We start from the raw sequence: 23,259 nt of genomic DNA on the forward strand, positions 1-23,259 counted from the left end.
ATGTAGTGATAAGGACTGAGCGAATTTTGCTCAGTTTTTCTTAAAAGATAAGAAAGTATAAAAATTTGGCTATACCAGAGTGTTTCTTACTGTGGTATTTTAAGTATATGGAAAAAAACATCTTGAAACGAATCTTTTTTGATAAACATCAACATTGGGAAGCATTTAAGAAGAAACATGGAGAGCGAATTCGTCCAATTGTCATTAAAGAGGTGGAAAAATTTCGTGACTGTGGAGATCCCAAAAATGGATTCAAACTCTATGTTTGTGAAGGATGCCATAACGTTCGACATGTCCCTTTTCGATGTAAAGGGCGTTTTTGTACAACGTGTTCTGTAGGAGAAAGTGAAGAATGGAGTCGCGTCCTTACAGAAGATATAGTACAAGTGAACCATCGGCATGTAATCTTTACGATAGATGAAAAATTACGGGCTATATTTCTATGGCATCGAGAGCTTTTGAAACCCCTTATGGATGAAGCTGCGAAGCTAATCACGGGTTATTTTCGAAAGAAGGCAAAAGTGAAACCGGGGATAATTGCCGGATTACATACATTTGGGTCAAGAGTGAATTTCAATCCCCATGTTCATATGTTAGTGACAATGGGAGGAGTTACGAAAAAAGGAGAATGGAAAGCGTACGACTATATACCGTTTACGATGCTTCGAAAGCAATGGCAGACGGTGGTGTTAAAATTCATTCGTAACCACTTGTCAAATAAGGAAAAGAAAAGAATTCAACCAAGATTACAACAGGCTTTTTCTAATAATGGGGAAGGCTTCTATGTGTATGCCCCAAAACAAAGAGGAAAGGTGAAGGACCAACTGCGTTATATTGGCCGCTATATTCGTCGACCAGCGATTGGGAACAATCGTATCGAGGAATATGATGGTCAACATGTGACATTCAAATATATGGATAAAGTAGACGGTAAAGAAAAACATGAGACCGTAACGGTAGAAGAATTTATTATTCGATTAATACGTCATATTCCTAATGAACAGTTCAAGACAATTCGTCACTATGGGGTGTATTCTAGAAGGAGTAAGAGCTTAAGCAAAAAGCTATTAGCTACATGGCAACAAGGTACAAGGAAATGGATAGTAAAAGTGAAGAAGACATTACGCCGCCAAACCTGGAGAGAGCGTATTATTTCTAGTGGTCAAAAAGATCCCCTTGTGTGCTCGCATTGCGACAATTACTATGAATACAAGGGAGAAGTGTGTCTAGAGAATGGGAAATTAGAAATAAAGATTGCATTAACAAAAGAAGCAAGGAATAATTTAGAAAGGTTGATTCACTATCGCACAGACCAACAAACGACGCAAAAAAGGGAAGAAGAAAAAAGGAACCGACCACTTACGTCCAAAGAAGACCTACGTCAACTATCATTGTTTCATGTGTCATGAAGAAGAAAAGATACCGTATAACGTAGTAGAAGAGTTTGATTTGATGGATGGCGGAGACCCAACTACGCCACCAAGATTCAGCTGTGAACAATGTGGAGGAGAAATGTATCCGGAGTATTATAAAGGAGTACAAGGACACGAATACAAACTATCGGATGTGCTCTAGCTATGGCAAACAGGAAAGGACCGGGCTGGTTTTTGCCCGGTTTTTCTTATTAGAGACAAATGAAAAAGCAAGTTTATCCCACAAATAATTGGCAGTAAGCCCCCGCTTCCAGCAATAAAGGGAAGCCATTATGGATAAATAGGGGGTCTATTGCCAGTTAATGTAATGTCCGATTGGTTCAAAGGCCTAGGTCATACCCTTGTGGTACGAACAATCAGTGAGATAGAAACCAAACTGTTTATGACAAAAATAAATAACAGGGAGTCTCATTAATCCAGTTGCTGTATCTAAACGAATTATATGAGACATCCCCGGTCATACTTGTTCTTCTCTAGAGGTGAAGATGCTTAGCTTTTGGCGACAAATGTCTTACAATCCGTTTCTTCCGTTGTTTTTGCTTTCGTTTGTTTGTGCGTAACCACGTAGATTCGATCAGCATTACAAACATTTCCTTCGCCCCAATACGTGCAATTGTTTACTTCGCAAAGCACATCTTTTGCCATTTCACACACCTCCCTCTCTCTTAGCATTGACAATAAGCTCTAAAAAAATAATAGGAAGCAAATACCTGCTGTATTATGGAGGCTATTTTCCTTGTTGATGCACTTCAAGGATGCCACTACCATTATCAATGGTTAATAAATGATCTGTATCACGAACAGCAGCATAAAAAATTGTTTTTTGGTCTGGATAACCAACAGCTTCTAGCCTATTTTTTAACCATTGTTCACTTTTGTTCATAAGCTGCAAATTATGATATTGTACGGTTCCTTCGATAATGACAGCTATTGGTAGACCTTGGTATTTCGTTTCCATGTTTAAGTGCATTGGAGTGACAGGTGAAAATTCTTGTTTTAGAAGGATGCTGATTTCTCCACTAGGTTCAATAATGGCATAGTCTATATTGGATATATCGGAATACCCCTTTTCTCGAATACTTGACAATAAACCAGTTAAGGTGAAATGAGAGCGCTTTAGATTAGCTTTAATTAGTTTTCCATGTTTGATGACAATTGTTGGCTGACCGATAAAAAATTTATTTAACCAATTAACAAGTGTAAGCTTTGAAAGGATAATATGAATTGTACCAATAACAAGAAGGCCTGTTATTGCATTAGTGAAGCTATTTGTAACTAGAGGACCAGCAGCTAGTGACACAACGAAAAAAACACCGGCTAAATCATGTGCAGTTAATTGAGCAAAGGCTGATTTACCCATTAGTCGAATGATGATAATGGTAAGGAGATATAACATAATGATTTTCCCAATATATACCACCATAAAAGGCCTCCTCATAATCTTCTGGTTACGTAGTATGGATAAATATAAAAAATATATAAGTATTCACATGGTATTTTCAAAATATTAGTAGCTACATTAGAGAATGAAATGAATGTTCTCTTGGAATGATATTTAAAATAAAGCAAATAGGGTAGAGGTGGTTAAATGTATACAATTTTTATTGATCCAACCATTCGTTTTTGGTTGTCGATTGGCTTAGTACTTATCATTATCGTAATTATTATTCGCTTTCGTGCCAAAAACAATCTGAAGAGTGATTCCCTCGAGCTTTTAGAGAGGCGCTATCAGCGTGGAGAAATAAGCCAAGAGGTCTACGAAAGGGCTCGTAAGCGTAGAGGAAAATAAAATGCTAAAGGAATGTCCTTTCAGTGAAGAGCTGCGAATACTAGGAGATTCCTTGAAAAAGAAGAGTGCTTTTTCTGCTTGCGATGTATAGCTACAGAAGGCTACAGAAGCCTTCCCTTATCCTGTAGAAAGCGGGCGATCCGAGATCACACAGTGTGGTTTTTACGGGGAAGACGCGGGCGTTCACTCACACCACGCACAAAAAATGCTTGTAGAAAACACTGGGGTTTTTCTACAAGCTAAGAAATCGTGAAGACCGATCTACTTAAATACTTGCTTGGATCAGTTGTTTAATTTCTTCTGTTTTTCCTTCGTGAAAAAGGTCGACAATCTTACTTCCAACAACAACGCCATCGCAATAAGAACTAAGCTCTTTTGCTTGTTTGCTAGTGGACACGCCAAACCCCGCTAAAACAGGAACAGGGCTTTGTTGTTTTAGTTGGTGTAGATATGTCTTTACTTTAGTTTCATAAGATGTTCTTACGCCTGTTGTACCTGTAACGGTGACGGCATAAAGAAACCCTTCTGACCGATGAGCCAACGTTTTAATTCGCTCCCTAGAGCTAGTTAACGCTGCCAGCCGAATGAATGCAACAGAACTTTGTTGGAGCGCATCTGTTACCATTTTTTCTTCCTCTAGTGGGAGATCTGGTATAATTAGTCCATCTATCCCAGCATGAACACAGGATGCAGTAAAGCGTTCAATACCATACCGATATATAGGATTACTATATGCCATAATAATTATTGGTACGGTACGCTCATCCTTAAAGGATTCGAGTTCTTCTAGCACTGCTGTTAACGTCGTATCATTATCAAGTGATCGTTTTCCAGCGTTCTGTATCGTTGGTCCATCTGCGACAGGGTCAGAAAAGGGAATCCCAACTTCTATCGCAGCTACACCGCAATTTTGCAAAAACAACGTACGCTCCTTTAGCTTATTCAGTCCACCGTCACCAGCCATGATATAGGGTACAAAAAGATTTTTATTTTCATTTTGTAATTGATTGAGGTAATTAACCAGTCTCTCTTTTCCCATCCTATTTATCCTCCAATACGTGTTTTATTTGCTCAACATCTTTATCTCCGCGGCCAGAGAGGCAAATTACTAGGGTTTGTTCCGAATCCATTTGCATGGCGAGTTTTTCAGCAAAAGCAATCGCATGTGCACTTTCTAATGCCGGAATAATGCCTTCGGCTTGGCATAATGTTTGAAATGCAGTTACCGCTTCATCGTCAGTAATAGATACATATGCTACACGCCTCGTATCATTTAAATGACTATGTTCTGGGCCGACGCCAGGATAATCAAGTCCAGCGGATATCGAAAAGGCCTCTTGAATTTGACCGTGTGTATCCTGTAGTAAATTCGTCATCGTTCCATGTAATATCCCAGGGCTTGGATGTACTAATACAGATGCATGCTGGTTTGTATCTAATCCAGCTCCTCCGGCTTCGACACCATACAGCTTTACTTGCTCATCCTCAATAAAAGGATAAAACATTCCCATCGCATTACTGCCTCCACCTACACATGCAATAATAGCATCTGGTAATGAACCATCTTGCTTGAGGATTTGCTGTTTTGTTTCCTTGCCAATAATCGACTGAAAATCACGAACAATTTTCGGGAATGGATGAGGGCCAACAACAGATCCAAGAATGTAATGTGTATCCTCAACATTTGCTACCCAATATCTAAGTGCATCATTGACTGCATCTTTTAAGGTGCCACTTCCATTTTTGACGCTACGTACCTCTGCACCTAAAAGTTCCATCCGAAATACATTCAGCTTCTGTCTCCGCATATCCTCTTCACCCATAAATACAACACATTCGAGACCAAGCAAAGAGCAAACCGTTGCAGTAGCTACTCCATGTTGTCCAGCACCTGTTTCTGCAACAACCTTTTTCTTTCCCATTCGAAGTGTTAACAGAGCCTGCCCGATCGTATTATTGATTTTATGTGCCCCTGTATGGTTTAAATCTTCACGTTTTAAATAAATCTGTGGCCCCGCTAACTTCTTTGTAAGGTTCTCTGCATAATATAAAGGGGTTTCTCTACCTATATAGTGGGTTAGATAGTCGTTTAATTCCTTACAAAATGTTGGATCATTTATTGCCTCTTCATACGCCTCTTCTAACTCGAGCAAAGCAGGCATCAATGTTTCCGGAACATATCTTCCACCGAAATTTCCGAATCTCCCATGTGAATCAGGCATTGTGTAGGTTATCATGAAACTCATCCTTTCGTTTTGCATTAGCTATAAATTGTTTTATCTTTTCTGGATCTTTGTTACCGTTCGTTTCGACTCCACTTGATACATCAACAGCATATGGATGAAGTGTTCGAATGGCGTCTCCAACATTTTCCGGTGTAAGACCACCTGCGATCATGATTCTGTCTTTTGGTATTGGTAAATGATTAAATAAATTCCAATCAAATGGAATGCCATTACCACCTGGGCTTTTCTGTACGGGTCCATCTAATAAGTAGAAATCGCATGGATAGGCTTCGATACGAGATACGTGTTGAGCATCCACTGGATATGCTTTAATGATTTTGCTATTTAATTTGTTAGCAGCAGCAGCGGATTCTTCACCGTGGAGCTGGATATAATCAAGTGGCACTTGTGAAGCTATCGTATTCATTGTTTCAAGCCTTTCATTTACAAAGACACCAACCGTTTTAACTGAACGAGGAAGGATATTTACAATGTCAGCAGCAGCTTCTGGAGTGATGGACCGCTTGCTTTTGGCGAACACGAAGCCAATGAAGTCAGCCCCAGCATCAACAGCTGCTAGTGCAGCCACAACAGACTGAATGCCGCATATTTTAACGTGCATGCTTTGTACTCCTTTCCTTTGCAACTTTTAATTCATTAAAGGCTTTTGATACGTTAGTAGCGCGCATTAATGTTTCACCAATAAGTAACACCTCTGCACCAGCATCGCGTGCCAAAAGCGCATCAGAACGGGTACGAAATCCACTTTCACTAATAATCAATGTATCTCTATGTGGAATAAGAGCTGCTAGTTTTGCTGTTGTTTGTAAATCGACCTCAAAGGTTTTTAAATTTCGGTTATTAATCCCAATTATTTCAGGGTTTAACTCTAGTAAAACTTCCAATTCTGTGACTTGATGTACTTCGCAAATAACCTCAAGCCCTTTGTTTATAGCATAATGATATAGATCGTGTAATTGTTGCTTAGATAATGCGGCAACAATTAACAGGACGATGGAAGCACCAGCGGCTTTAGCGCGATCAATTTGGATGGGATGAATAATAAAATCCTTACATAATACGGGTATTCGAACCGCTTCAGCAACTGCTTGCAAATCTTCCATCGAACCCTTAAAAAAGGTTGTATCTGTTAAGACAGATATGGCTGCTGCACCACATGCTTCATATTGTTTTGCTTGTGCAACTGGATTAATCTCTGTTCTTATATCTCCTTTGGAAGGGGAGGCACGTTTTATTTCCGAAATAATCTGTACCTCGGAGGAAGTAGCTATTGTGTCCTTAAAAGGGATCGGTTGTTTGGCAGCATGGAAGGGGATAGATACTTGCAATAGCCGCTCTACCTCGATTTGTTTGCTTGCTATAATATTCTCTAAAACAGTCATTCATACCACCTCACTTGCGTATTTCTTACTAAAGTCAATTAAGCTTGTTAAACATGCTAACGCTTTGCCAGAGCGAATACTCTCTTTCGCTAACTCTACTCCTTGCTGAATAGAGGATGCTGTCCCATGTGCATAGAGTCCAAGCCCTGCATTTAAAATGACTGTATCTAAATAAGCGCTTGAATGACCTTTTAGCACGTCTTTCGTAATCGCAGCGTTTTTCTTCGCATCCCCACCTTGAATTTCTTCATAAGAGTAAACAGGTAACCCTACTTCTTCTGGGTGTAAGCTAAAGGATTTTAGTTTTCCACCTTCAAGCAAGATAAGATGGTTTTCGCCTGAAAGTGATGCTTCATCCATACCCCCAGCACCGTTGACAACAATTGCTCGTTCTCTACCTAAGTTACGTAATGCTTGAGCTACAATCTCCAGTTTGTCTTTACGGTAAACGCCGATAAATTGCGAGTTCAACGTAACTGGGTTAGTCAATGGGCCAATGACATTGAAAATGGTCGGTAATCCTAAGTCTTTGCGAACCTTTGTAAATGGCTTTAGTGCGTTATGCACATGTGGGGCGAATAAAAAGGCGATGTTATTTTTATACAATGATTCTTCTACTTGTGCGCGTGTTAAAAATAAAGAAACACCAAGGGATTCTAAAACATCTGCACTCCCAGTTTTACTAGAAACACTACGATTTCCATGTTTAGCAACTGGAACTCCTGCACCAGCAATCACAAATGCAGAAGTGGTACTAATATTAAAACTTCCCGACATGTCACCTCCAGTTCCACAGTTATCCATGACATTTTCAATCGTTGTTGTATGATATGATGATTGAGAGCGGATGACTTCTACCAAGCCAGTTATTTCATCAGGAGTTTCTCCTTTCACCTGTAATGCGGTTAATAACGCGGCGATTTCAGATTCTGTTATCGAATTACTCAGGCAGGAAAGCGCCACCTTTTTCATTTCATCAACGGTTAAATGGTGTCCATGAAATAATTTTTCAAGATAAGTTCTCATAGGGATTCTCCTTTCTTATTCCTTGAATAAAGTTATGGATCATTTTCTTACCGACGGCTGTACCGATGGACTCTGGATGAAATTGCACCCCGTATACTTGGTAAAAGGGATGCTGTATAGCCATCACCTCTTTGTCCTCCAATGATGTTGCCACTAGTTCAAGCTGCGGAGGAAGTGATTCTTCAGCAAGGACGTACGAATGATAGCGCATGACTTCAAGCGGCTGTGATAAATATTGAAAGATACCAGCTCCATTATGTGTAACTAGTGATGTCTTTCCATGCATAATTTGGTTGGACTGCCGAAGTGAAGCACCCAATGCCTCACCGATAATTTGATGCCCCAAACAAATGCCTAAAATGGGAATTTGCTGATAGAATGCGTTGACTATTTTCAGGCAGACACCAGCTTGATCTGGCAGGCCAGGACCTGGAGAAATAATGATTGCCTGTGGTTTGAGCGCTTTTACTTCATCAACGGTAACGCAATTATTTCGGACAACTTTTACCTGGAAACCTTCTTCAGATACATATTGGTAGATGTTATACGTGAAGGAATCATAATTATCCAGTAGTAAAATCATTAGTAGACACCTCCATAAGTGATTTAGCCTTAAACAGTGTTTCCAAATATTCTTTATCAGGTTCGGAATCATGTACAATTCCAGCCCCAGTCTGTAGGTAAGCATGCTTCTCCTTGACTACAAGTGAGCGAATTGCCAGCGCCATCGTTACGTCATGATTATAATTAATAAAGCCTATGCCTCCACCATAGACACCTCTTTTTGTTCCTTCTAATTCATTAATGATCTGCATCGCCCTAATTTTAGGTGCTCCAGATACCGTTCCTGCGGGCAGACAGGATATTAATGCAGTAAAGGAGCTACAACCTTTTCGAAGCTTTCCGTGCACCTCTGAGACGATGTGCATGACATGCTGATATTTTTCAATGGTCATGTAGGTTGGAATGTGAATACTTCCAATCTCACATATACGACCAAGATCATTTCTACTCAAATCGACGAGCATACGATGTTCGGCAATTTCTTTATCATCCTTTAATAGTTCCTTCATAAGCCGCTCATCTTCAACCGGTGTTTTCCCACGAGGTCTTGTTCCTGCAATTGGATTCGTCATTACATTCCTACCGCGCGTTTCTATTAAGCTTTCTGGCGATGCTCCAAGAATTAAATACTCACCAAAATCGATATAAAACATATACGGAGATGGATTTACTTTCCGGAGCTGCCGATAAAAGGAAAAGGTATCACCCTCGAATGTTGCCTTCATGCGTTGAGATAACACAACCTGGAAAATATCACCCTGCTGAATATGCTGTTTTGCTGCTACAACTTGTTGCTGAAAAGCTTCTTTTGATATTTCAGGATAAAAGGTAAATGGTGTTTCTTGCTGATTACTAGTAGGGTTCGTTTGCTGAATCTGTTTTCGTAAATGCTCCAATTGATAATCCAAATCATTTGCTTGATCTGCATCGACCAGGATTGCGATCACATAAAGAATTTCACTAGCATGATCGAATACAAGGATATTTTTATATAGCATAAAATGAATGTCCGGCATGGCTAAATCATTCGTTAACGTTTCACCAATATCTTCTATCGATCGAATCGCATCATAGCCAACATAGCCAATTGCTCCGCCGTAAAAGGGAAGCGGTAAATCAATGGAAATGTGAGGTAAATGTTCCTCCAAGTAGGTTAAAGCGTTTTGATCGATTGTCTTATCTGTATGGTTGATATAATCAATATGTTCTGTTGTATCATCATAGCCAATAATCTCTCCGTATGGATGACAGCCAATAAAGGAATACTTTCCTTTCGTTTCATGTTGAAAGGTACTTTCCAGTAGGAATTTTTTCTCACCTGTTAATCGTTGGAATAATTCAATAGGGGTTAATGTATCTGCATTTAGTTTCATAAGCTTATACGTTGCTTCTTTTTTCAAAGCCATTTCATCCTTTCTTAGATTAATCATTCGTTTTGTTGTGATTAGATCATGCATCCCTAGATGATGAAGTAAGCACAAAAGCGTAAGCGCTCAATTAGAAACGTAGCGACTGGAGTGAGTCAACCGAGATAAAGGAATCACGGTGAGCTTACGAGCTGATGATGACTTAGCTTAGGGCGAGTCGCCTAGTTTCTGGGTACTGGAGCTGGACATGGCTCAACACCACATGGACAAATTTTATACTTTCCTAGACTATAAAAAAATCCTCTATAAACACATGATTTGTGTTTATAGAGGACGATAGGGGACCGCGGTGCCACCTCTGTTAAAAAGTGTAGACTTTTTATCTTTATTCGAATACGGGAAAATGCTTTCGAAAAATTGAAATGCTTGATCCGATATTCTATCCGTATAACGGCGGAGCTCCGTGCATCCCTACTTCTGTTCAGGAGGCCTCTTGTAAGTCCATTCAGCACAGTTCCACATACTAGCATCCCACCACCGCTAGCTCTCTTTAATGCTTTTACAATGCTTACTTCTCTTACGCAACGATTTCCATTCTATTTACTTTTCAACAGCAGTTTTCCATTTTAAATGCAAAAAGTCCCTCATCCGACAAAGGACGAGGGACCGTGGTACCACCTTTATTAGCTGAAATACAGCTCACTTTAGCAATATCAAGCTTTACGTAGCTTCATATATGTATCTCAGATAACGATGAGATTAATTCGCCAAAGCCTACTGCACGTATGGTTCGGTTTGGAAGCTCAGAAGTCCATTCATCTAATGAAGCACACTGATTCTCACCAGCCATCAGCTCTCTCCTGTGTTCGATTAGATTACTACTCTTCATCATTGCTAGTATTCATGGAATTATTTATTGGAATTAATATTAAGAGAAATTAGGTTGGAAGTCAACCCTTATTTTATACAATAGATGAATCGGTGACACTATTTTGTCACCGATTCTGTTGGATGACTAGTTTTTATTAGCCTCCTCCATTACCATTTGGTGGTGTTGGTAGCATAAATGATGGAGGAGTAGCTGTTTTCTCGCAGCGATTAGGATCTACATCACAGAAGTTCCCCTCCGGATCTTTGATGACCTGGCGTGTAACGGTAATCGTTGTACGTAATACAATCTTTACTAATATACCTTCGATAAGTCCTGTACCAGTGGCATCGACAACTTCAACTCCTGGTTGCGTGAAGATGCCTTCGACTTCAAGTGGCGTTTCCTGTAGCATATCCTGTGGACAAGCTCCTGGGAAGTCCGTATGCGCTTGGAATGGGATAGTTGTAGTAAGAACGTCAGGTAAAGCTACACCGGCAATCGAGACAGAAATAGTTGCTGGTACAACGCCAATATTTACTACTTTATCCTTGATTATTCTAGCGTTTTGCGTAATATTATCTAAATCTGGTACAACAGTAATTGACACAATATCACCTATAACAGGTAAGTTAGGGAATAATGTGATCGGAAGTGTTGTCTCTGCTACCTTCTGAACGGTTTTTGAACCTACCAAGGAATTCACTACGAAACAATCACTGTTTAGTTTAGTTACTTTAGGTTCTGGTTTCTTGAAATTACATTTACAAGTTTCACGTTTACAGCATGAATGATGTTTTTGTGGTTTGTGCTTTTTCTTTTTGTCAACCACTACAACGTTTTTGAAACATTTAGAGGACATTACATCCCCCCTCCTTTCACGAATTCTGTTTCGAAAATAAAATATTATTTTCAAGATTATACTATTAGCTAAAGGTGCTTTGTGATTGGACTTTTTAATTATTAAGTCATCTCCCCAGCATACATATAATTCGAGGACTTGGAACATAGGTGGTTGTATGATGTACTGCAGATCTTTTGGTCTATTTATCCCACCTATAACTGGCAGTAAGACCCCCGCTTCAGGCAATAAAGGAAAACCACTATTGGTAAGTGGAGGGTCGACTGCCAGTACATGTCCGATTGGTTCAAAGGCCTTTAGGTCATACCCTTTTGGTACGAACAATCCGTGGGGGATAAATAAAACCCCCACGGATGGAGGGTTCACTTTATTTATCACATTAGCGGTTATGTTAAAGGGGCTGTCCAAAGTTATGATTTCCTGTAATCAACATATGGTCTAACTGGAGAATTCTTTGGAGTCTTGTTAATAATAACCACGGATGTTTTAGTTATGTAGATAAGGAGCGGACTTTTAGACCAGCTCCACTTTTTTAAGCTCATGTTTTCGGAGAGGTATATATAATAGGCATTTGATAAATCTGTCTTTGCTGTTTCAAAAGAGTGATTTGGGTTATGAAAATATAAAGAAGGAGGCTCCTTAGAGAAATAGGGTTATCGTCTAATCGTGTATATAGATAAATAATAAGTAGGTACTATATACATTTCAATGTACTATAACCCTAGTTTCCAATAAGGTAGCCTCTAGAAATAAGTGTTATTTAAATGAGTGTAAAATCTTTATTCTAGACCGTTCTTATAACCTATTCGGAGGATGTAATAGGTTTTCTCGTAAATTTATTTTATTTTACCGCAACAGCCGCCTCTTCGAAACATTCCTCTTTTAATTGATGAAGATGAATTTAATACAATTGGCTTCGTTGGCGTCTTTAATTTTTTATAGCTGCTTTTTGCTTTCTTTATTTCTTTTGCCTTCAACATATCTCAACTCCTTAGGTTTTATAATGTATTATAGTATTATTTTGTGGGAATGGTCGGGCTATCGTGAGGATTCTATGCGAAAAAGGCATTCTTCATAGTTCGTATCACGTATTCGATACCATCTCACAGTGGGAGAACCTCTTTTAAAGGATATAATGATCATTTTTATATCGGTATCGGGGTGGTTAATAATATCTAATGTGGAAGGTATTGGTGCTGTAAAAGGGTGAGAATGATAGATAGCTAAAACATCTTGCTTTTCTTCATTAATTCTGTTCAACGTACGTTCAACATTATGCTTACTTACAAAAAAACGTCTATCAGACTTACATTCATTTTTTAATTGCCAAATAGATTGAACGTTCGTCTGATTTCCTGCTAACAAGCCACATGCCTCATAGGGTAAGGTTGAGACGCCGTGTTCAACCATTTGATTGTGTATGGATAGTGGGATAATGATCTGCTTACAGTTCATCTCACCCTCTTTTGAAAATGGAAAGAAGTGAAGTGAAGTCTGATTTTTTAGTTGATTCGGCTGATTGCTCTGAGTTACTTTTCGTTGCCTCTATTGGCATTTCTTCACTGGATTCTGTAATACTTTCTAGTGGCTCTTTTTCTATTTCCGTACTTGGTATATTTTCTTCTGTTACGTTATTTTCAATGGATAGATTATTTTCAACAGGAGTAGTGTCTTCAGTAGTAGGTAAGGTGCTGTCTGTATCGAGGCTTTCTTCTTTTTGCTCTTGTGATTTATTTTTGGGAGTTACTGTGCGAGTAATAATATTTTTATTTAATTCGTATTGAGCATTTCGGTACGTCTTCTTTGCCTTACTCATGGATATTGTTTCAGATTCCTGTGAGTTAGCATGTGTATAATAAGATTTTTCGTTGTTTGGTTTTGTACGACTATAGTGCTGTCTATTTACTTGGTTATTTTTTTTTTTGTTTAAGGGTTGCTCGACATTGTTGGGGAATTGTAGTATGCCCTGTAATTGTTTGTAGTCTGACCTCTTAGTTGAACGATTATTTTTAGCAGTATTATCCTCCTTAGGCTTCAATAATTCTTTGATTTGCGAGATTTCTTCTTTCAAACGTTCCAGTTCTATTTTCTGTTCCATGGCATTTGTGTTTTGGTTACTTATTAATTGATTTATCTTTTCCGAAAGCTCGACAAATGGCAGTTGTTCAAATTGCTGTTTAATCAGTCGTGCGTCTTGCCTTAATTGCTGTAAGAAATCAGTAATAGATGTAAGCTGGTTAGTGAGATGCTGCTCTTCCATTTGATGATTGGAAATTTCTTCTTGATAATTATTTTCCATAGCCTTCATGTCTCCTTCTAATTCAAAAATTTTCATCTTTAAATCGTAAAAGTCATCTTTCGTTTTAAAATAATCTTCAAATAATTTTCCCTCTGTCATGGCTCTAACTGTTTGTTTGTAGGCATCGAGCTCCTTTTTTAATTGATCAATATCATCAACATTATACAGTTCATATCGATACATTTTCATTCACCCTTTTACAGCACATTAATATACTATTTATGAAACATCAATATGTGACAAATGTGCATTTTTGAAATAGCAGAACATAATTGTTTTGACATACTCATTTTATGCACAACTTTCACGATTTAAGCTAAATACAGTCACATTTGATGTTTAAATTGTACGGATGCCGTTATGATTATGACATTTACCTAAATCCACGATTATCATGACAATTCCGCTATATCACTATACCGTTTGGGGGCTTTATTCATAGGCTACCAGTGAAAGAAATTAATCTTATTCGGAGGTGTTTGCAATAATGCAAGCAAATAATTTATCTGGAGGTCAGGAACTCCTATGTATTAATACAGAGAAGGTATATGACTGGATTCTTAATGAAGCAACATTTGATTTAAACCTAATGGATTTGGAATTGCCGCATAATCCAAATACTGGGGAGCAATTAACATGTGAGGATATCGATATCGATACAGTAACATGTACAGTTACGCCTGCTGCTATGGAGCCAATTGTCATTTTGGATCGAGTAGATCAGGAGTTAGTCATTGATGGCACGGAGGTAACCTTACAACTGGTAAACATTCGTAAAAACTTTGAAGTAACTGTTTTTGTTGATCTAATACCAGAACTTGGAGGAGGGACAGTAGAGGTAACGGAGGCAGAATTCACTCGTTGTGAACAAGTGATTCTTTGTGCACCAGAAGGAACAGATATTGATGTAAGTTACACAGATTTAGATTGCTTTGTATGTACAGCTTGTTGTGACGATACAATGCATCCTAATGAGCTTGATGTCACGCTTACTGTTCGTTTATGTCAAAGCATTCAATCAACATTTGATGTGACACTTGAAATTGTTGCTGAATTCTGTGAACCGAGAGATATGCTTCCAATTCCTCCATGCCCTGCACCAACAATTCCGCCGCAGTGTCCAGTAGTGTTTCCAAACAATGATGATGGTGATAACGATTAAGTTTCCAGCATAGTTATAAAGAGAGGAGCAGCTCCTCTCTTTAACTTTTTTGGAGGTGATCGGATTGGGGAGCATAGAAGAAGTAAGGCAGCTGATTACGGAATGGAAAGAAATGAATCATTCATACATGAAGGAAATAAAATGGTTGGCTTCCGAGGCAAAGAAAAATGTAGACTTGCGCGTTATTAGTTATTTTACCTATTCCTTAAATGTTCAACATGAAATGGGATTCGATAATTTTGCACTTGGGTCGTATCATATTCAAAATGTGGGAGAGAAACCGTTAACTAATCTCTATATTTGTCTAAAGGTATCTCCTAATAATGTGTTTGACTTTTCAGGAAAATATGTATATAAGGACTCAAAGCAGAAAATGAAATTAGCCAATGCATGGGAGCGAATAAATGACCCTACCGATAAACAAGAATTTTGGCTTAAGCCGATTCAATCACAAGCATTAAATCCAACAGAGACGCTGTCATTCGCAAATTTTCAAGTGAAGTGGAATCCGCAATCCTCCTACACAGGAAGTATGATGGGATTCACTTATGGTGATGAAATCGAAGGTGGGATGGAGGCTCTTAACCATATAAATATTAGTGGTAAGGTAGAAGGGGATGATGAAAGTGAATAATCAAGAAATGCATACACATTTTAAACGATTTCTTCAACAGTATATAAAAGAGAACATGGAAGAGTTAAGTGTAAACAGGGAGGATCAGAATAATAGCTTTATTTTTTTAGAAGATCGTACACTTCAATTGATCATAACGTATATGTTCATGAAACTAGATAGTGGCCTGTATAGGGGCGATAGGAATGAGAAAGTTGAATCAGCCAAGATCGATGAGATCATTTCCGAGCTTGATGTAGGATTGGCGGAAAGTAGAGAGGGGTTTGAAGAAGTTATTCGCGTTTTAAGGGAAGGGAGTTCATGAGAATGAGAGAGTTTTGTGTAATGGTAGATTTTACGATGAATACCTAACTTTTCTCCGTAAACGATCATTCATTTATTATATAACTAGCAGTAAAACCCCCACAGATTGAAGTTTCACTTTATTCATCTTCCATTCTACCCCGTGTAGGTAACTACATACTTCAAATAAAGCAAAGCCAATACTATTTTCAATTGAAATACAAAATGCTATGGAATCCAGATCTATAGAGAAGTAATAGCAATGGTGAACAGCTAAAGATGAATTTTAAGCAATCCAATTCTGCAACACTTAAGGAAACGTACTTGTTTAATGAATACGATTAGTAAAGGCATAAACAATAAATCCGTATTGCGATTTAATACAATTTTAGTAGTAAAACTTCTTATCCAAGCTAATTTGTGCTATTTTTATTATATCGCTATAATCCTAGTATATGATAGAATTATTGACCATATCCCTTACCTCCAAAGCAACATTTTGAAATTGAAGGGATAGCTGTCAGTAATTAATTTAGTTTATTCAAGTCTACATGGATTTAGGTTATAAAGGCGTTGCCACCGATGTGGTGAAGTTTTTATCCCGCATATAACTGGCAGTAAGACACCACACTCCAAGCAAAAAGTGAAACCAATATGAGTAGATGTAGGGTCGACTGCCAGTAAATGTCCGATTGGTTCTAGGGCCTTTAGCTCATACCCTTGTGGTACTAACAATCAGTGGGGAATAAACAAAACCCCACAGATTGAAGTTTCACTTTATTTAAAGTTTTGTATGCAGGAAAGGACGGAGGAGAATGGTAAAGAAAAAGGTAGGTATCATATTTGGCGGAAAGTCTGCTGAACATGAAGTATCCCTTCAATCAGCTAAAAATATTGTTGAGGCAATTGATAAAGATAAGTATGACGTAGTGCTAATTGGGATTGATAAAGAAGGGAAATGGCATTTAAATGATCAGTCATCCTATTTACTTCACGAAGAAAATCCAAAGCTTATTCAATTAAATAAATCGAACGATACCGTGGCTATAGTTCCTGGTGAACGAGATAACCAATTGATTCACGCATCAAATGCAATCCAAATTGATCAACTCGATGCAGTTTTTCCAATCGTTCACGGTACTTTAGGTGAAGATGGTAGTCTACAAGGAATGCTGAGATTAGCTAATATTCCTTTTGTTGGTTCCAGTGTATTAGGTTCTTCCGTTTGTATGGACAAGGATATAGCAAAGCGCCTTTTAAAGGCTGTAGGAATAAATGTAGCTAAAGGGCTTGTTTATTCCAAAGCTAAGAAACAGCAAATCTCTTATTCATATGCAGTAGAACAATTGAGTACGCCAATTTTCATCAAACCGGCTAATCAAGGTTCGTCTGTTGGAGTAAGTAAAGTAACAACAGAGGAAGAGTTTTATAAAGGGATCGAAGAAGCCTTCCAGTATGATCATAAAGTGATCTTGGAAGAAAATATTATTGGCAGGGAAATTGAATGCTCTGTCTTAGGAAATGCAGAACCAAAGGCTTCATTGCTAGGAGAAATCTTACCGCAATCCGAATTCTATTCCTATGAATCAAAATATATCGATGAAAAAGGGGCAGAATTAGCCATTCCTGCTGATGTATCTAAGGAAACGACAGAACGTGTGCAGGAAGTGGCGATAAGGGCATTTGAGGCACTGGCTTGTGAAGGATTGGCTAGAGTTGATTTCTTCATAACCGAGGATGAAGAAATTTATGTGAATGAGGTGAATACATTACCAGGTTTCACGAAAATAAGTATGTATCCAAAGCTTTGGGAAGTAAGTGGGCTTCCATATAAGGAGTTAATTCATACATTAATTGAGCTTGCCATTGAACGGCATGAGCAGGATAACCAATTAAAGAGTACGAAATGGGATTAATAGGATGGTAGATGGGGATATCAAAAAAAGATATCTTAATATAGGCACTTCTTGTGGAGAGCAATGTATGAAGACACTGGAATAGCAGGATATTGCTCACGACAAGGGGAGGCTGAACCATTGTCGGTGAAACAAGCTGTATAGAAAAAAGGGCTGTCTTTTGCGACTGCCCTTTTTATGTTAGTATGTGGTGAATTTTTCTGCTATCGGTGTTCGTTCTTTGATAGCTGGTTTTTCATCAAAATAACCTAAATGAAGGAATCCGATGATCTTTTCATTTTCTTTCAGTTTTAATATATCCTTAACAGCTGGATCATAGATATGTGGGTTGGTTTTCCAAACGACGCCGAGCTGTTTTTCCCAAGCTAATAACCAAAAGTTCTGGATCATACAAGCAACGGCACCATAATTCTCTTCCCATTGCTTCTGTATTTCTGCTTCTTCCATGACAACCACCAAAATTGCATTTGGTTCATTCAAATAATCTTCCCGATTTTGTTGTTTTTCTTCAGGATAAGTGGAAGCAACTTTTTTTGCAAAGTCAGGCCGCCTATCTTGTCCAACAAAGATAAAGCGCCATGGCTGCCGCATGCCGTGGTTTGGAGCCCAGATAGCATCTTGGAGCAAAGCAAATACCGTTTCTTCTTTTACTTCTTCATGGTTATAGCCTTTTTTAACTGCGCGACGCTCCCGAATAATTTTGGCAAGCTGCGATTTAGTTGCAGTAAATTCCATGGTTTACATCTCCTTATAGTTGTGTTGCATTATTCTCAGTTAATTGATAATTATTTTCAGTTAAATTGTAGCCGATTAAAAGAAGAAAATCAAATTAGCTCAAAAATTGCAGTATTTTGTTCAGTAATCAGTTTATCCCGCATATAACTGGAGACCTCCACTCCAAGCAAAAGAAACCAATGAAGTTCCACTTTATGAAGCCATCTTTTATACTTCAATGCGAAATAGGGCATGAACAATCATTATCATTTCTATTGATTTTTCTTTAAATAAAACATTTTTGCTCAGTCCTATTAGCTTTGTTTTCTAATCTGTTGTTTCGTTGCTAGAATATTTCTACTTGATACGAGAAACGTTTAACGCAATAATAGATAGTGAATTAAACAGCAAAGCTGTCGTTCATTGGAAAATATGTGAATTAATTCACAAAAATGGGAGGTCAGCATGAAAAATTTTCTGACGCGTAAAGGGGTTTCGCTATCTGGAAAAACGTATTTTATAACAGCGTTAAGTTATATGGCATTAGGTTTGTTTTCGTCTCTAATTATTGGGCTCATTATAAAAACATCAGGAGAAAAGATTATTATTTTGGCTTCTCCTGATTTGGCAAATGCACTAATTGAGATGGGTAATTTTGCAATGGATACGAAAGTAATGGGAGGTGCTATAGGGGTAGCGATCGCCTATGGATTGAAAGCGCCACCGCTTGTTTTGTTCTCAGCATTATTCGCAGGTGCCTTTGGTGCCGAATTAGGAGGACCAGCTGGGAGTTATGTTACTGCGCTAATAGCTACAGAGTTTGGTAAAATGGTATATCAAGAAACGCGTGTAGATATTATAATAACACCTTTGGTAACAATTATATCTGGCTTTGCAGTTGGTACATTTATTGGTCCTGCTATCAATAAATTTATGGTAGGATTTGGCGAGATGATAAACTGGTCCACAGAACAGCAGCCGTTCATTATGGGAATCTTAGTAGCTGTGCTAATGGGACTTGCCTTAACGGCGCCCATATCATCAGCGGCGATTGCAATTATGCTATCTTTGGATGGTGTAGCGGCTGGAGCGGCAACGATTGGTTGCTCTGCCCAGATGGTCGGTTTTGCAATTGCTAGTTATCGGGATAACGGTTTTGGCGGAGTTATAGCTCAAGGAATTGGAACATCGATGCTGCAAGTTGCTAATATTTTAAAAAAACCAATTATCCTGTTGCCACCAACAATTGCTGGGGCAATACTCGCACCATTTGCTACGGTATGGTTAGAATTAACGAATAATCCTTCTGGAGCAGGGATGGGTACAAGCGGCTTTGTAGGTCAGATGATGACTTTTGAATCCATGGGCTTCTCCATGCATGTGGTTTGGAGTGTCATTGTTTTACATATTATAGCCCCAGCTTTTATCAGTCTACTGAGTGCTGAATACCTAAGAAAGAAGGGTTTGATTAAACCTGGTGATATGAAGATTACGTATGAATAGATTCAAAGAATAAATAGGTTTTAGAGGCTAGTTATTGTAATTCAAGCTTGTTTTGGCTATTAAATTTATCGCCACATATGACTGGCAGTAAGCCCCCGGTCAAGCAATAAAGAGAAACCGAAATGGGAAGTGTGGAGCAACTGCCAGTAAATGTCCGATTGGTTCGGGCCTACATGGAAGTAGGTCACAAAGGCGTTGCCACAGGACGTGGCGAATGAAGCCTTTGTACGTATTTGTTTCAGTAAAAACCGGATGGAAGCTTCACTAAACATGAGATTTGATAAATCACATGTTTAGTTTTACACAACGTTTTTGCAAAGGGGGATTACAATGAATCCATTATTGAAAGAGGCAGTGAAACAAGCAGGAGATGAAAGTTCTATCTATAAGATTAAGCGCGTAGCAGGTGGGTCTATCAATGAGAGCTATTTTGTAAAAACAGATCGAAACAACTATTTTATTAAATATCATCCAAATGCCCCAAACCGTTTTTTTGAGCTGGAAGCCAAGGGTCTTCAATTGATAAAGGATACAAATACCATTGATGTACCAAAAGTAATTGCTTATTCCGATCAACAAGAGAGAGCATACTTAGTATTGGAGTGGGTTAGTGGGCAAGAACATAAGGATACGGAAAGACTATTGGGTGAACGATTAGCAAGCATGCATTGTCATAAAGGAGACAAGCATGGGTTCTCTAGTAATACTTATGTGGGAACATTCTCGCAAGTAAATGGCCTTTATACAAGTTGGCAAGCGTATTATCGAGAATGCCGTTTATATAGCCAACTAGAACTGGGGATACAGCGAAATCAAATTACCGGTAAACGAAGAAGACAGTTGAATAAATTAATAGATAAATTAGATTTGTTTGTTCCCGATCATGTTACTCCATCTTATTTACACGGTGATTTATGGGGAGGGAATTGGATTGTAGGAAGTAATGGAGCTCCATTCTTAATTGACCCTTCGTTCTTATTTGGGGACAGGCATTTTGAATTAGCATTTACTGAGCTATTCGGCGGGTTTACGAATTCATTTTACCAAGCTTACGAGGAAAGATTCCCAGTGAGTAGTTATTATGAGGATTGTAAAGCCATTTATCAGCTTTATTATTTACTTGTTCATTTAAATATTTTTGGAGAAATGTATGGTCCTCATGTAGATACGATCTTAAACAAATTCGTTGGTTGATTTGGAGGAGCTGCTTCATGACATTTTATGATGTTCTTGTATTTATTCATGTTTTTCTGCTATTTTAGGTTTAGGTCCTAGTTTTTTTAAAAGTTAAGAAAGTATAAAATCAGTGCAATGACTGCGTTAAGCCAAGTAGTTATTTTGAAATGTTTGATGTCTATTGGCAATGCTCCGACTAATTACTTCGCTTTCCGCGGGCACGGCCTCAACTAACTTTGCAAAGAAGAACACGTTGCAAAATGGATTTTCGGCTCGCGCTAATCCCGCAGGAGTCTACGTAATTCGTCTCCGCTATGAGAAGGTGCAACAATTCTTGTCATAAGTAATAGGTTGACTTTTTTTACAATGGGTAAAGTGAAAATCGTTATCCGTGAGTATAAAAGTAGCTGTGTTACTTCATGCTAGCGTTGTAGAGCCTGATAATAGCGAAGGCCGGCCACTTCAACTCCTGTGGGAAATGTTTGACCTGAAGATCCACTTTTTTGAGCGGGTTTTGCTAAAAAAGTTAGCTGAAGGACAAACCCCACAGAAAGGGAAGTGGGCAGCCGGAGTGGTGGTCAAGCAGTAGCTATTATTCCATAATAGCTACTAGAGGAAGCGTAAATCTGAGCATGTAGTGATAAGGACTGAGCGAATTTTACTCCGTTTTTCTAATGATATCGGTTGTTTCAAGGGCAAAGACCATGGAAGAGCTACGCCATGCCTATGAAATTAGAAGTATGTTGCATCGGTTCGTGATGATAGGCGGTACGCTTTTGTTAATAACAGGCCTCATAATGGGAGTAATTAGGCCATATTTATTTTCGCAAAGCTGGTATGTGTTGAGCCTTGTTCTTTTTATAGTTGGATTAGCATTTGGACCGCTTGTATTATCTCCTTGCTCTAAACCAATTAAAGCATTGCTGGATACATATGTGGGTGTAGCTATACCTCCTGTGTATCAAGAGCTATCGAGAAAGTTATTTTTCTTTGAAAGAATCGAAAATATCTTTTTTCTACTAATCATTGTCCTGATGATTGTAAAACCATTCTAAATCGAACATGGCAACATCAGCTCGGAGAGAGAAACGAATCTTTCTTCTAGAAGAAAAGGATATTTGCTTTCTATGGAAACATTTCAGCTTCCTCAGGAGTAAAACCTGCTCGTTGTGCGAGCTAACGCTGTTGCTGTAACTGGTTTAAGTCGACAGTTCATTCCCACATATAACAGGAAGCAAGACCCCCACTGATTGAAGTTTCAATGTATAGGTGGCTTAACAAGCTTTGATAGGCAAATAATGAAAAAGGCTGAAAATCGTAAAGACCGGGTGAAGCAGGTGTTAAGATATGTTTAAGAATTGAAAAAAAGGGAAATATCTATTGCAAAGTGTAGGTAATTTATGCTATATTCAATAAAATTTATCCTGCATGCTTATTTATAAAAGGTGGGGATAGATTCAAATAAATTTAGAAAGGAGAATGATCTAATGAGAAATGTCACATTAGAAGATGTATTTACACACCCCGTAACACAAAGATATTTAAAACGATCAGGTATCGCTCATGCTATTTCCGTAGCGGAATATGCATTTATGCTTGCTAAAAAACATGATGTGAATCCTGATCACGCAACAAAAGCGGCTTTACTACATGATATTGGTCATTACACGTGGTATCGTGAGGGGAAATGGGATTATGAGCTTTATAAGGAAAATGATATTCATGCTATCAAAGGTGCAAGTCGTGCGCATAAGCTTTTAATTCGAATTGGGGAAGATCGCCAAGCAGCAAAAGAGATTGCTGTAGCTATATTACTTCATACGGATTCGTATCTTCCTAAAGGGGAGTTGCAATTAAAACCACTACAGCAAGTAGTGAACATGGCTGATGAAGCAGATGAAGAAATTGGTGGTAATCATCACTATAAGGTGATAGAGGACCACGTTGCATTAGAACGTATCCGTGTTTTAGATATGCAAATAGATGAATATGTAAATAAAAACCAGACAAAAGAAATTGTCTGATTTTCTCTTTAA

General features: G+C 38.4%; 26 protein-coding genes and 2 other annotated features. Of the genes, 12 read left to right on the forward strand and 14 right to left on the reverse strand.

The genetic code is table 11. From position 1 onward, the window contains the following. The first annotated feature begins 107 nt into the window (after positions 1–107). Positions 108–1,409, forward strand: coding sequence for an IS91 family transposase (locus tag D9782_RS07930; RefSeq protein WP_121604459.1), 1,302 nt, complete (start codon positions 108–110; stop codon positions 1,407–1,409). Next, entirely contained in the window at positions 1,399–1,575 is a 177-nt protein-coding gene (locus D9782_RS23320) for a hypothetical protein (protein ID WP_205388397.1), read from the forward strand. Before D9782_RS07930 ends, D9782_RS23320 begins: the two co-directional genes overlap by 11 nt. Before the next feature lie 347 nt (positions 1,576–1,922). Here the strand turns inward: D9782_RS23320 and D9782_RS07935 are convergent, their stop codons facing one another. Next, positions 1,923–2,078 (reverse strand): DUF1540 domain-containing protein, encoded by a 156-nt coding sequence (locus D9782_RS07935; protein WP_080668733.1) that lies wholly within the window; start codon positions 2,076–2,078, stop codon positions 1,923–1,925. 82 nt (positions 2,079–2,160) lie between these two features. Continuing rightward, positions 2,161–2,856: a DUF421 domain-containing protein gene (locus D9782_RS07940; RefSeq protein ID WP_026682387.1), complete on the reverse strand. Its 696-nt coding sequence runs from the start codon at positions 2,854–2,856 to the stop codon at positions 2,161–2,163. Between the two features lie 165 nt (positions 2,857–3,021). Here D9782_RS07940 and D9782_RS07945 point away from each other — a divergent pair, with 165 nt between their 5' ends. Beyond that, a complete protein-coding gene (locus D9782_RS07945; RefSeq protein WP_026682388.1) occupies positions 3,022–3,222 on the forward strand; it encodes an SHOCT domain-containing protein in 201 nt (66 codons plus the stop codon). Between the two features lie 265 nt (positions 3,223–3,487). Here D9782_RS07945 and trpA read toward each other — a convergent pair whose 3' ends face one another. The 11 genes from trpA to D9782_RS08000 all read right to left on the reverse strand — a co-directional run bounded on the left by trpA (position 3,488) and on the right by D9782_RS08000 (position 14,019). Beyond that, positions 3,488–4,261, reverse strand: a complete 774-nt coding sequence (trpA, locus tag D9782_RS07950) for a tryptophan synthase subunit alpha (protein WP_121604460.1) — start codon at positions 4,259–4,261, stop codon at positions 3,488–3,490. Between the two features lies 1 nt (position 4,262). Next, positions 4,263–5,459 carry a tryptophan synthase subunit beta gene (gene trpB, locus D9782_RS07955; RefSeq protein ID WP_026682390.1) on the reverse strand — a complete coding sequence of 399 codons (1,197 nt, stop codon included), beginning with the start codon at positions 5,457–5,459 and terminating at the stop codon, positions 4,263–4,265. Then, entirely contained in the window at positions 5,437–6,069 is a 633-nt protein-coding gene (locus D9782_RS07960; protein WP_121604461.1) for a phosphoribosylanthranilate isomerase, read from the reverse strand. Before D9782_RS07960 ends, trpB begins: the two co-directional genes overlap by 23 nt. Next, positions 6,059–6,850 (reverse strand): indole-3-glycerol phosphate synthase TrpC, encoded by a 792-nt coding sequence (trpC, locus tag D9782_RS07965; protein WP_026682392.1) that lies wholly within the window; start codon positions 6,848–6,850, stop codon positions 6,059–6,061. The genes D9782_RS07960 and trpC overlap by 11 nt, the downstream gene beginning before the upstream one ends. Further along, the gene (trpD, locus tag D9782_RS07970; RefSeq protein ID WP_026682393.1) at positions 6,851–7,876 is read right to left on the reverse strand and encodes an anthranilate phosphoribosyltransferase; all 1,026 of its coding nucleotides are present in this window, start codon (positions 7,874–7,876) and stop codon (positions 6,851–6,853) included. Then, complete coding sequence (locus D9782_RS07975) at positions 7,860–8,459, reverse strand: anthranilate synthase component II (protein ID WP_026682394.1); 600 nt, start codon at positions 8,457–8,459, stop codon at positions 7,860–7,862. Before D9782_RS07975 ends, trpD begins: the two co-directional genes overlap by 17 nt. Then, a complete protein-coding gene (gene trpE / locus D9782_RS07980; protein WP_121605852.1) occupies positions 8,440–9,846 on the reverse strand; it encodes an anthranilate synthase component I in 1,407 nt (468 codons plus the stop codon). The genes D9782_RS07975 and trpE overlap by 20 nt, the downstream gene beginning before the upstream one ends. Positions 9,847–10,133: 287 nt before the next feature. Further along, positions 10,134–10,401 (reverse strand) — a binding site (T-box leader). 57 nt (positions 10,402–10,458) lie between these two features. Further along, positions 10,459–10,708, reverse strand: a binding site (T-box leader). Positions 10,709–10,832: 124 nt separating this feature from the next. After that, positions 10,833–11,537, reverse strand: a complete 705-nt coding sequence (locus tag D9782_RS07985) for a hypothetical protein (protein ID WP_121604462.1) — start codon at positions 11,535–11,537, stop codon at positions 10,833–10,835. An 836-nt stretch (positions 11,538–12,373) separates the two neighbouring features. Then, positions 12,374–12,517, reverse strand: a complete 144-nt coding sequence (locus D9782_RS22815) for a hypothetical protein (protein ID WP_161629283.1) — start codon at positions 12,515–12,517, stop codon at positions 12,374–12,376. Positions 12,518–12,575: 58 nt separating this feature from the next. After that, positions 12,576–12,992, reverse strand: a complete 417-nt coding sequence (locus D9782_RS07995; protein ID WP_121604464.1) for a M67 family metallopeptidase — start codon at positions 12,990–12,992, stop codon at positions 12,576–12,578. Between the two features lies 1 nt (position 12,993). Continuing rightward, entirely contained in the window at positions 12,994–14,019 is a 1,026-nt protein-coding gene (locus D9782_RS08000; protein ID WP_121604465.1) for an AAA family ATPase, read from the reverse strand. 304 nt (positions 14,020–14,323) lie between these two features. On the opposite strand from D9782_RS08000, the gene D9782_RS08005 reads away from it, so the two are divergent. The 4 genes from D9782_RS08005 (at position 14,324) to ddlA (ending at position 17,830) form a co-directional block, all read left to right on the forward strand. Then, entirely contained in the window at positions 14,324–14,998 is a 675-nt protein-coding gene (locus D9782_RS08005) for a BMQ_0737 family morphogenetic spore coat protein (RefSeq protein ID WP_121604466.1), read from the forward strand. Positions 14,999–15,062: 64 nt separating this feature from the next. Beyond that, positions 15,063–15,632 (forward strand): hypothetical protein, encoded by a 570-nt coding sequence (locus tag D9782_RS08010; RefSeq protein WP_121604467.1) that lies wholly within the window; start codon positions 15,063–15,065, stop codon positions 15,630–15,632. After that, positions 15,625–15,936 (forward strand): hypothetical protein, encoded by a 312-nt coding sequence (locus D9782_RS08015; RefSeq protein WP_162986353.1) that lies wholly within the window; start codon positions 15,625–15,627, stop codon positions 15,934–15,936. Before D9782_RS08010 ends, D9782_RS08015 begins: the two co-directional genes overlap by 8 nt. 793 nt (positions 15,937–16,729) lie before the next feature. Beyond that, entirely contained in the window at positions 16,730–17,830 is a 1,101-nt protein-coding gene (ddlA, locus tag D9782_RS08020; protein WP_121604469.1) for a D-alanine--D-alanine ligase, read from the forward strand. Positions 17,831–18,010: 180 nt separating this feature from the next. Here ddlA and D9782_RS08025 read toward each other — a convergent pair whose 3' ends face one another. Then, positions 18,011–18,565, reverse strand: a complete 555-nt coding sequence (locus D9782_RS08025) for a nitroreductase family protein (protein ID WP_121604470.1) — start codon at positions 18,563–18,565, stop codon at positions 18,011–18,013. Positions 18,566–19,009: 444 nt separating this feature from the next. Here D9782_RS08025 and D9782_RS08030 point away from each other — a divergent pair, with 444 nt between their 5' ends. From D9782_RS08030 to D9782_RS08050, 5 genes are all read left to right on the forward strand, one after another. Next, positions 19,010–20,047: a PTS sugar transporter subunit IIC gene (locus D9782_RS08030; RefSeq protein ID WP_121604471.1), complete on the forward strand. Its 1,038-nt coding sequence runs from the start codon at positions 19,010–19,012 to the stop codon at positions 20,045–20,047. A gap of 330 nt (positions 20,048–20,377) precedes the next feature. Continuing rightward, positions 20,378–21,241: a fructosamine kinase family protein gene (locus D9782_RS08035; RefSeq protein ID WP_026682404.1), complete on the forward strand. Its 864-nt coding sequence runs from the start codon at positions 20,378–20,380 to the stop codon at positions 21,239–21,241. A 373-nt stretch (positions 21,242–21,614) separates the two neighbouring features. Continuing rightward, entirely contained in the window at positions 21,615–21,812 is a 198-nt protein-coding gene (locus tag D9782_RS08040; RefSeq protein WP_121604472.1) for a hypothetical protein, read from the forward strand. A gap of 115 nt (positions 21,813–21,927) precedes the next feature. Then, entirely contained in the window at positions 21,928–22,278 is a 351-nt protein-coding gene (locus D9782_RS08045; RefSeq protein ID WP_240455826.1) for a DUF2269 family protein, read from the forward strand. Between the two features lie 432 nt (positions 22,279–22,710). After that, positions 22,711–23,247 (forward strand): HD domain-containing protein, encoded by a 537-nt coding sequence (locus D9782_RS08050; RefSeq protein WP_026682405.1) that lies wholly within the window; start codon positions 22,711–22,713, stop codon positions 23,245–23,247. Positions 23,248–23,259 lie beyond the last annotated feature (12 nt).

This window comes from Virgibacillus sp. Bac332, assembly GCF_003667785.1.
Classification (GTDB): domain Bacteria; phylum Bacillota; class Bacilli; order Bacillales; family Amphibacillaceae; genus Virgibacillus; species Virgibacillus salarius.